The sequence below is a fragment of the Micromonospora yasonensis genome (genome assembly GCF_026013475.1).
In the GTDB taxonomy this organism is placed as follows: domain Bacteria; phylum Actinomycetota; class Actinomycetes; order Mycobacteriales; family Micromonosporaceae; genus Micromonospora; species Micromonospora yasonensis.
Genome location: NZ_JAPDPH010000255.1, coordinates 1 through 9,289 on the forward strand (window position 1 = coordinate 1; position 9,289 = coordinate 9,289).

The following is a 9,289-nucleotide window of genomic DNA, read 5'->3' on the forward strand; positions in this document are numbered from 1 at the left end:
CGGTTGTGGATGAGGATGGCGTGCGACAGCGCCGGGGTGGGGGTGTAGCCGTCGCGGCTGTCCCGCAGCACGGTGACGCCGTTGGCGGCGAGCACCTCCAGCGCGCTGGCCTCGGCGGGGGCGGAGAGGGCGTGGGTGTCGCGGGCGAGGAAGAGCGGCCCGGCCACGCCCTGCTCCCGCCGGTAGTCGCAGAGCGCCTGGGTGACCGCGAGGATGTGATCCTCGTTGAAGGCGTTCCTCAGGCTGGACCCGCGATGCCCGGACGTGCCGAACGAGACCTGCTGCGCCGGGTCGGCCGGGTCCGGGTGCTCGGCGTAGTAGGCGGTCACCAGCCGGGGCACGTCGACCAGGTCGGCGGGCTCGGCGGGCTGGCCGGCACGGGGATGGGCCACTGCGTATCCTCCTCGGGGTACGGGCGGTCAGAGCTCGACGCGCTGACCCTTGCCGACCACGACGATGCCGTTGTCGGAGACGGTGTAGCGCTGGCGGTCCCTCTCCAGGTCGACGCCGATCTCGGCGCCCTCCGGAACGTAGACGTTCTTGTCCAGGATGGCCCGTCGGACGACCGCGTGCCGGCCGATCTCGACACCCTCCATCAGCACCGCGCCGTCCACGTGCGCCCAGGAGTGCACCTTCACCTTCGGCGACACGATCGAGTTCTCCACGAGGGAGCCGGAGATCACCGATCCCGGCGAGACCATCGAGGCCACCGCCCGGCCGACCCGCTCGCCCCACGCGTGCACGAACTTGGCCGGCGGGTACGGCGGCTGGTTGCTGTAGATCGGCCACTCGAAGTTGTAGAGGTTGAACACCGGGTGGACGTTGATCAGATCCATGTGGGCGTCGTAGAAGGAGTCGAGCGTCCCCACGTCCCGCCAGTAGCCGCGGTCCCGCTCGGTGCTGCCGGGGACCTCGTTGTCCTTGAAGTCGTAGACGTTGGCCTCGCCCCGCTCGACCAGCATCGGGATGATGCTGCCGCCCATGTCGTGTTTGCTGGTCTTGTCCTCCGCGTCGCGCTCCACCGCGTCGCAGAGCGCCTTGGTGGTGAAGACGTAGTTGCCCATCGAGGCGTAGATCTGGTCGGGCGCGTCCGGCAGGCCGACCGCGTCGGTGGGCTTCTCGCGGAACGCCCGGATCCGCCGGCCGTCCTCGCCGACCTCGATCACGCCGAACTGGTCGGCCATCGACAGCGGCTGGCGGATGCCGGCCACGGTCACCGCGGCGCCCGAGGCGATGTGGTCCTCCACCATCTGCCGCGGGTCCATCCGGTAGATGTGGTCGGCGCCGAAGACGATCACGTACTCCGGCTGCTCGTCGTAGATCAGGTTGAAGCTCTGGTAGATCGCGTCGGCCGAGCCGGCGAACCACCAGGGCCCGCGGCGCTGCTGCGCCGGCACCGGGGTCACGTAGTTGCCCAGCATGGTCGACATCCGCCACGTCTGGGTGATGTGGCGGTCCAGCGAGTGGGACTTGTACTGGGTCAGCACGACGATCCTGAGAAAGCCGGCGTTCGCCAGGTTGGAGAGGACGAAGTCAACCATGCGGTACATCCCGCCGAAGGGGACGGCCGGCTTCGCCCGGTCGGTGGTGAGGGGCATCAGGCGCTTGCCCTCCCCGCCGGCCAGGACGATCGCGAGCACCTTGGCAGCCATGTACCGACGCTATCCATCCCGCCCCGACTTCACCACTCGTACGGGCACGATTCGGTGCCGGGACCTTCGTGAGCATCGGCTCGCCGTAGCACGAATCAGTCGGGCTCGACCAGGAGCCGGGCGTAGTTGGCCATCGATCGCTGGTAGCGCGGCAGGTGTTTCGCGAGCGCCCCGACGGCGATCGATACTGCCTCCCGCTCCCGGCCGACGCTGGTCAGAGCCAGCGCGAGCGTCGCGCTGACCGCGTCGTCGAGCTCGTCGGAGCCGCGCTCGCGCTCCACGGTCAGCAGCCGAACACTCTCCTCGGGCTGCCCCATGTTGCGCAGCGAGCTGGACATCTGGATCACTGAGCGCCGCCGGGGGATGCCGTCGATGCCCAGCTCCAGCGCCCTGCGGTAGAGCGGAACCGCCTTGTCCGAATGGCCGGTCGAGTCCCAGGCGCAGGCCCGCTCGAACGCCGCCACCGGATGATCCGGCCCCAACTCGTCGGCGAGGACGCCGACCCGCTGGCGGAATTCCTCTTCGTCCCAGTCGTCGGGCGCCGCGTTGAAGGCCGCCCACAGGTCCGCGTTGCGTTGTTCCCAGTCGGCGTTCGGGTTCATCGTCGTTCTCCTCATGACCGTCGGTTCAGCCGGGAGAACTCTGCGAGCGCTGGTACGGTGGCCGCCAGTGATTCGGCAAGGGCCGAATCTCTTCTTCTTTCAGGCAAGGGGGGCGGATGGCGGTCACGCTGAGGTTCAGCCCTGCCGACCTGTTGCGCTGCCGCTTCGCCATCTCACCCATGCTCGAGACGCTGTCCGCGGTGCGCCTGCTGTCCCCGCGTGAAGGCGTGGGCCCGCACCGCCGCTGGCGGGACACCATCAACACGCGGGAACTCGACCTGCGGCCGATCGCCCTGCTCCAGCCGCGTCGCGGCTACACCCCCGACTTCCTCTCGCCGCCTCCGGTCAGCCCGCACGCCCGGTTCGAGGACGAGCTCGCGGCCGTGGCGGCCACTGACCATGATCGGGTACGCGCAGAGCTGCGACGGTCACTGGCGGACAACCCGGGGGCGGCCGAGTCGGCGACCGGACGGCTCCTGCTGGGCGACCCAGCTGTTGTTCTTCAGACGCTGGTCGCACTCGTGAAGCAGGCGTGGGAGGTGTTGGTCGAACCCGTCTGGCCACAAGTACGCGGGCTGCTTGACGCCGATGTGGGCTTCCAGGCCCGGCGCCTCGCCGAAGGCGGTCTGGACCGGTTGTTCGCCGAGCTGCATCCACGACTTCGCTGGAGCAACGGCGTACTGACTCGCAAGTACGGCGACGACGAGCGCCGCGATCTGCGGGGCGAGGGGCTTGTCCTGGTGCCCAGCGCATTCAAGTGGGATCAGGTGGTCGTCATTGTGGACCCGCCGTGGCAGCCCACAGTGATCTATCCGGCGCGCGGGCTCGGCACGCTCTGGCAGCCCCTTTCCGCCGATCGGCATGCGGCTTTGGGCCGGTTGATCGGGAAAACCCGGGCGGTGCTGCTACTCAGCCTCGACGAGCCGGCCAGCACGGCGACCCTGGCCCACCGTCACGCGCTGGCCGCAGGGACGGTCTCTGAGCATTTGTCGGTGCTGCGCGACGCCGGGTTCGTTGCCGGGGCACGACACCGGCACGAGATCCGCTATCGGCGTACGCCCCTCGGCGAAGCCGTGCTCCGCTAGTGGCTCCCCACCACGGGTGGTGGGGAGCGCCGCCTGGCCAACTGATCCTCGGGCAGTTTCGGGACTCCTCGTCTAGGGTGCCGGTCATGACCGATACCGCAAGCCTGCGCGTCGACCTGCTCACCCGGGAGTACCCGCCGGAGGTCTACGGCGGGGCCGGGGTGCACGTCGAGTACCTGGCGCGCGAGCTGCGCCGGCTCGCCGACGTCCGGGTGCACTGCTTCGGCGCGCCCCGCGACGAGCCGGGGGTCACCGCGTACGCCGAGCCGGCCGCGCTGGCCGGGGCGAACGCCGCGCTGCGGACCATGGGCGTCGACCTGGAGATGGCGGCCGGCTGCGCCGGCACCGACGTGGTGCACAGCCACACCTGGTACGCCAACCTGGCCGGGCACACCGCGAAGCTGCTGTACGGGGTGCCGCACGTGGTCACCGCGCACAGCCTGGAGCCGCTGCGCCCGTGGAAGGCCGAGCAGCTCGGCGGCGGGTACGCGCTGTCGTCCTGGTGCGAGCGGACCGCGTACGAGGCGGCCGACGCGATCATCGCGGTGAGCGCGGGGATGCGGCGGGACGTGCTGACCGCGTATCCGGACGTGGACCCGGACCGGGTGCGGGTGGTCTACAACGGCATCGACACCGCGCAGTACGCCCCCGACCACGGCACCGACGTGGTGGACCGGCTGGGCATCGACCCGGGCCGCCCCAGCGTGGTCTACGTCGGGCGGATCACCCGGCAGAAGGGCCTGCCGTACCTGCTGCGCGCGGCCCGGGAGCTGCCCGCCGACACCCAGCTGGTGCTACTGGCCGGCGCGCCGGACACCCCGGACATCGCCGCCGAGGTCGAGGAGCTGGCCACCGAGTTGCGGGCCACCCGTTCGGGCGTCATCTGGATCGCCGCGATGCTGCCCAAGCACGAGGTGATCCAGGTGCTCACCCACGCCACGATCTTCGTCTGCCCGTCCGTCTACGAGCCGATGGGCATCGTCAACCTGGAGGCGATGGCCTGCGAGACGGCGGTGGTGGCCACCGCCACCGGCGGCATCCCCGAGGTGGTCGCCGACGGCGAGACCGGCGTGCTGGTGCCGATCGAGCAGGCCACCGACGGCAGCGGGCGACCGCTGGACCCGGAGCGGTTCGTGGCCGACCTGGCGGCCCGGATCAACGAGGTGCTGGCCGACCCGAAGCGGACGGAGGCGTTCGGCCTCGCCGGCCGGCGGCGGGCGGTGGAGCACTTCTCCTGGGACACCATCGCCCAGCGGACGCTGGAGGTCTACCGGTCGGTGGGCGCGGCGGGCTGACCGTCGTGCGACGCGTGTCCGTCCCGGCCGTGGACGCGCCTGGGCCGGTACGATGCCCGAATGAGCTCAGAGGCGGTTGGCAGGTCGATGCCCCCGATCGTGACGCTCGATGATCTGACCGCGATGATGGCCGCGGACGAGCACCATCGGTACGAGATCAGCCCTGAGGGAGTTCTCTCGATCATGCCGCCGCCGGGATACGCCCATGCCATCATCGCGACCCGGCTCATGGTGTGGCTCGCCCAGGGCGGCGTTCCGGCGGACCACATCGCCCAGGCGGTCGGGCTGCGCATCCCCGGCCGTCGCGGCGGAGTCGGTGGTCGCATTCCGGACCTGGTGGTCTGGAGCAAGGCCCAGGCCGATGGCGTGTGGCTACCGGCCGACGACGTGCTCCTCGTGGTCGAGATCGTCTCACCCGGGTCCGAGGGCATCGACACGGTGACCAAACGCAGCGAGTACGCGGCGGCCGGCATCCCGCAGTACTGGATCGTGGAGCAGGACGCGGCGCAGACCGTCACGATGCACCGACTGGACGGCGAGCACTACGGCGTATGGGCGACCATGCCGCTCGCCTGGGTCCTCAATACCAAGCCGGCCGAGCACGACCTCGGCTGACTGTGGCCGCGACGGGGCGCCACGGAGAGATCCTGGAAGCGGATGGCCCCCCGAGGGGCCGAAATCTTCCAAGATCTCTTGAGCGAAGCCGGCACGTGACACCGGAACCGCCTGCCTAGCACCGAAGGGAACTTGGCCGAGCGGGAAGCGATCTCGCGCAGTAGGTTGAGGCGGTGACTGGACGGTTTCCGATCGAAGACGTCTCCCCCGTCGTCGCCTGCGGTCGCTACCCGGCCAAGGCGGTGGTCGACGAACTCGTGCCGGTGTCCGCCCGCGCGTACCGCGAGGGCCACGACGCGCTCGGCTGCAACGTGGTCTGGCTCGGCCCGGACGGCGTGGCTCGCCCGTTCACCCGGATGCGCCCCGGGGAACCGGGCCAGGACCGCTGGCACGCCACCATCCGACCGGACGCCGCCGGCGAGTGGCGGTTCACCGTGGAGGCGTTCCAGGATCCGTACCTGACCTGGCAGAACGCGGTCACCAAGAAGGTGGCCGCCGGCCAGGGCCCGGCGGAGCTGGCCAACGACCTGGCCGAGGGGGCCAGGGTGCTGGAGGCGGCCCTGGAGCTGGTCCCGAAGGCGGACCGGAAGCGGGTACGCGCCGCGGCGAAGGCGCTGCGCGACGACAGGCTGGACCTGCCCCGCCGGGTCGGCCCGGCGCTGGACCTGGCCCCGGTGCTCTGGGACCACCCGGTCCGCGAGCTGGTCACCACCGGCGACGAGCACCGGCTCTGGGTGGACCGTCCCCGGGCGCTCTTCTCCGCCTGGTACGAGTTCTTCCCCCGCTCGGAGGGGGCGGTCCCGGCCACCGTCGACGCGCCCGCGCGGTCGGGCACCTTCGTCACCGCCACCGAGCGCCTGCCCGGCGTCGCGGCGATGGGCTTCGATGTGCTCTACCTGCCGCCGATCCATCCGATCGGGCGGATCAACCGCAAGGGCCGCAACAACTCGCTCACCGCCGGCCCGGACGACGTCGGCTCGCCGTGGGCGATCGGCGCCGCCGAGGGCGGCCACGACGCCATCCACCCCGATCTGGGTACGCCGGAGGACTTCCGCGCGTTCCTCGCCGCCGCCGCCGAGCACGGCCTGGAGGTGGCGATGGACCTGGCGTTGCAGTGCGCCCCGGACCACCCGTGGGTGACCGACCATCCGGAGTGGTTCACCACCCGGGCCGACGGGACCATCGCGTACGCGGAGAACCCGCCGAAGAAGTACCAGGACATCTACCCGCTGAACTTCGACAACGACCCCGACGGCATCCGGGCGGAGATCCTGCGGGTGGTGCTGCACTGGGTCGGTGCGGGGATTCGGATCTTCCGGGTGGACAACCCGCACACCAAGCCGTTCGACTTCTGGCACTGGCTGATCTGGGAGGTCAAGCGGGTCGACCCGGACGTGCTCTTCCTCGCCGAGGCGTTCACCCGCCCGGCGATCATGCACGGGCTCGGCAAGATCGGCTTCACCCAGTCGTACACCTACTTCACCTGGCGCACCACGGCGGCCGAGATGCGGGCGTACTGCGCGGAGCTGGTCGCGGCGGCCGACTACATGCGGCCGAACTTCTGGCCCAACACCCCCGACATCCTGCACGAGTCGTTGCAGCACGGCGGCCCGCCGATGTTCAAGATCCGGGCGGTGCTGGCCGCGCTGCTCTCCCCCTCCTGGGGCATGTACGCCGGCTTCGAACTCTTCGAGCACGTCGCCCGCCCCGGGGCCGAGGAGTACCTGGACAACGAGAAGTACGAGCTGCGCCCCCGCGACTGGGCGGGAGCGCAGGAGCAGGGCCGCTCGCTCGCCCCGTTCGTCGCCACCCTCAACCGGGTCCGCCGGGACAACCCGGCCCTGCGCTGGCTGCGCAACCTGCACTTCCACGACATCGACAACCCGGCGCTGCTCTGCTGGTCCAAGCACGACCCGGACACCGGTAACACGGTCATCGTGGTCTGCTCCTTCGACTCGCGATCCGTGCAGTGGGGCAACACCACCCTGGACATGCCGGCGCTCGGCTTCGACTGGCACGAGCGGTTCACCGTGCACGACGAGCTGAGCGGGGTCAGCTACGACTGGGGGCAGCGCAACGCGGTCCGGCTCGACCCGTACCTGCAGCCGGCGCACGTGTTCACCGTGCGGCGACCGGCGCCCCCGGCCACCCCCGAACCGGAGACGCCGGCGGTGGCCGACCTGACCGTCGCAGACGTACCCGCCGACCTCTCCGGCGGCACCGCCCCGACCGCCCCGGCCGCGAAGGACGACGAACGATGGAGCAGCTGATCGCCGGCGAGGCGTACGACCCGCACGCCGTGCTCGGCGCGCACCCCGCCGACGGGCGTACCACCATCCGCACCATGCGCCGCGGAGCGGGCGACGTGGCCCTGCTCGTCGGCGACCAGCGGCACCCGATGAAGCGGGTGCACGACGTCGGCGTCTTCGAGGCCGTGGTGCCCGGCCAGGTGCTCGACTACCGGGTCGAGGTGGACGGCGCCGCCCACGACGACCCGTACCGTTACCCGCCCACGCTGGGCGAGCTGGACCTGCACCTGATCGGCGAGGGGCGGCACGAGCGGCTCTGGGAGGCGCTCGGCGCCCGGGTCCTCGACGGGGGCGTGGCGTTCACCGTCTGGGCGCCCAACGCGCGCGGCGTCCGGGTGGTCGGCGACTTCACCGGCTGGGGCCCGGACGACGGCTGGCCGATGCGCTCACTCGGGTCCAGCGGCGTGTGGGAGATCTTCGTGCCGGGGGCGCCGGTCGGCGCCCGCTACAAATACCGCATCCTCGGCGCCGACGGGCACTGGCGGGACAAGGCCGACCCCCTCGCGGCCCGCACCGAGGTGCCGCCAGCCACCGCCTCGGTGGTGCACTCCTCCGGGTACGAGTGGGGCGACGCCGACTGGCTGCAACGCCGGGCCAAGCGGCGGCCCCACCAGGAGCCGATGAGCGTGTACGAGGTGCACCTCGGTTCCTGGCGGCCCGGCCTCGGCTACCGGGAACTCGCCGAACAGCTCACCGCGTACGTGACCGACCTGGGCTTCACCCACGTGGAGTTCCTGCCCGTGATGGAGCACCCGTTCGGCGGCTCCTGGGGCTACCAGGTCACCGGCTACTACGCGCCCACCGCCCGGTTCGGCGACCCGGACGACTTCCGCCACCTGGTCGACCGGCTGCACCAGGCTGGCATCGGGGTGATCCTCGACTGGGTGCCGGCGCACTTCCCCAAGGACGAGTGGGCCCTCGCCCGGTTCGACGGCACCCCGCTCTACGAGCACCCCGACCCGCGCCGCGGCGAGCACCCCGACTGGGGCACGTACGTCTTCGACTTCGGCCGCCGCGAGGTGCGCAACTTCCTGGTCGCCAACGCGCTCTACTGGCTGGACCAGTTCCACGTCGACGGGCTCCGCGTCGACGCCGTCGCCTCGATGCTCTACCTGGACTACTCCCGGCAGGAGGGGCAGTGGGTGCCCAACGTGCACGGCGGCCGGGAGAACCTGGAGGCGATCGCGTTCCTCCAAGAGGTCAACGCCACCGTCTACAAGCACCACGCCGGGGTGGTGATGGTCGCCGAGGAGTCCACCGCCTGGCCCGGGGTGACCCGGCCGACCGGCGAGGGCGGGCTGGGCTTCGGCTTCAAGTGGAACATGGGCTGGATGCACGACACCCTGCTCTACACCTCGAAGGATCCGATCTACCGGCAGCACCACCACCATCAGCTCACCTTCTCCCTGGCGTACGCCTGGAGCGAGAACTACGTGCTGCCGATCAGCCACGACGAGGTGGTGCACGGCAAGGGCTCGCTGGTCGGCAAGATGCCCGGGGACACCTGGCAGCGGCTGGCCAACGTCCGGGCGCTGCTGGCGTACATGTGGGCGCACCCGGGCAAGCAGCTGCTCTTCATGGGCTGCGAGCTGGCCGACGACCGGGAGTGGAGCGAGGAGCGCGGCCTCGACTGGTACCTGACCCACGACCCGGCCCGCGCCGGGGTGCAGCGGCTGGTCGGCGACCTCAACCGGGTCTACCGGGCCAGCCCGGCGCTCTGGGCACAGGACA

7 protein-coding genes and 1 pseudogene are annotated in these 9,289 nt (G+C 71.0%); 5 read left to right on the top strand and 3 right to left on the bottom strand.

What is annotated here, in order from left to right; genetic code table 11:
- From ONA70_RS31645 to ONA70_RS31655, 3 genes and pseudogenes are all read right to left on the bottom strand, one after another.
- Positions 1 to 392, bottom strand: a pseudogene (locus ONA70_RS31645) (phosphoglucomutase, alpha-D-glucose phosphate-specific); the annotation flags it as partial.
- A gap of 27 nt (positions 393 to 419) precedes the next feature.
- The gene (glgC, locus tag ONA70_RS31650) at positions 420 to 1,652 is read right to left on the bottom strand and encodes a glucose-1-phosphate adenylyltransferase (protein ID WP_265010157.1); all 1,233 of its coding nucleotides are present in this window, start codon (positions 1,650 to 1,652) and stop codon (positions 420 to 422) included.
- A 95-nt stretch (positions 1,653 to 1,747) separates the two neighbouring features.
- Positions 1,748 to 2,254, bottom strand: a complete 507-nt coding sequence (locus ONA70_RS31655; protein WP_265010158.1) for a tetratricopeptide repeat protein — start codon at positions 2,252 to 2,254, stop codon at positions 1,748 to 1,750.
- Positions 2,255 to 2,370: 116 nt separating this feature from the next.
- Between ONA70_RS31655 and ONA70_RS31660 the strand changes: the two genes are divergently transcribed.
- The 5 genes from ONA70_RS31660 to glgB form a co-directional block, all read left to right on the top strand.
- Positions 2,371 to 3,339 (top strand): ArsR/SmtB family transcription factor, encoded by a 969-nt coding sequence (locus ONA70_RS31660; protein ID WP_265010159.1) that lies wholly within the window; start codon positions 2,371 to 2,373, stop codon positions 3,337 to 3,339.
- Between the two features lie 86 nt (positions 3,340 to 3,425).
- Positions 3,426 to 4,634: a glycogen synthase gene (gene glgA, locus ONA70_RS31665; protein WP_265010160.1), complete on the top strand. Its 1,209-nt coding sequence runs from the start codon at positions 3,426 to 3,428 to the stop codon at positions 4,632 to 4,634.
- A 99-nt stretch (positions 4,635 to 4,733) separates the two neighbouring features.
- Positions 4,734 to 5,249, top strand: coding sequence for a Uma2 family endonuclease (locus tag ONA70_RS31670; protein WP_265010161.1), 516 nt, complete (start codon positions 4,734 to 4,736; stop codon positions 5,247 to 5,249).
- Positions 5,250 to 5,422: 173 nt separating this feature from the next.
- Entirely contained in the window at positions 5,423 to 7,519 is a 2,097-nt protein-coding gene (locus ONA70_RS31675; protein ID WP_265010162.1) for an alpha-1,4-glucan--maltose-1-phosphate maltosyltransferase, read from the top strand.
- A partial coding sequence (gene glgB / locus ONA70_RS31680) for a 1,4-alpha-glucan branching protein GlgB (protein WP_265010163.1) occupies positions 7,507 to 9,289 on the top strand: 1,783 nt, incomplete at its 3' end. The genes ONA70_RS31675 and glgB, both read left to right, overlap by 13 nt.

What these genes read in the sequence shown, in the direction of transcription:
- glgC (WP_265010157.1), bottom strand. Translation starts at nt 1,652, where the DNA reads ATGGCTGCCAAGGTGCTCGCGATCGTCCTGGCCGGCGGGGAGGGCAAG.
- ONA70_RS31655 (WP_265010158.1), bottom strand. Translation starts at nt 2,254, where the DNA reads ATGAACCCGAACGCCGACTGGGAACAACGCAACGCGGACCTGTGGGCG.
- ONA70_RS31660 (WP_265010159.1), top strand. Translation starts at nt 2,371, where the DNA reads ATGGCGGTCACGCTGAGGTTCAGCCCTGCCGACCTGTTGCGCTGCCGC.
- glgA (WP_265010160.1), top strand. Translation starts at nt 3,426, where the DNA reads ATGACCGATACCGCAAGCCTGCGCGTCGACCTGCTCACCCGGGAGTAC.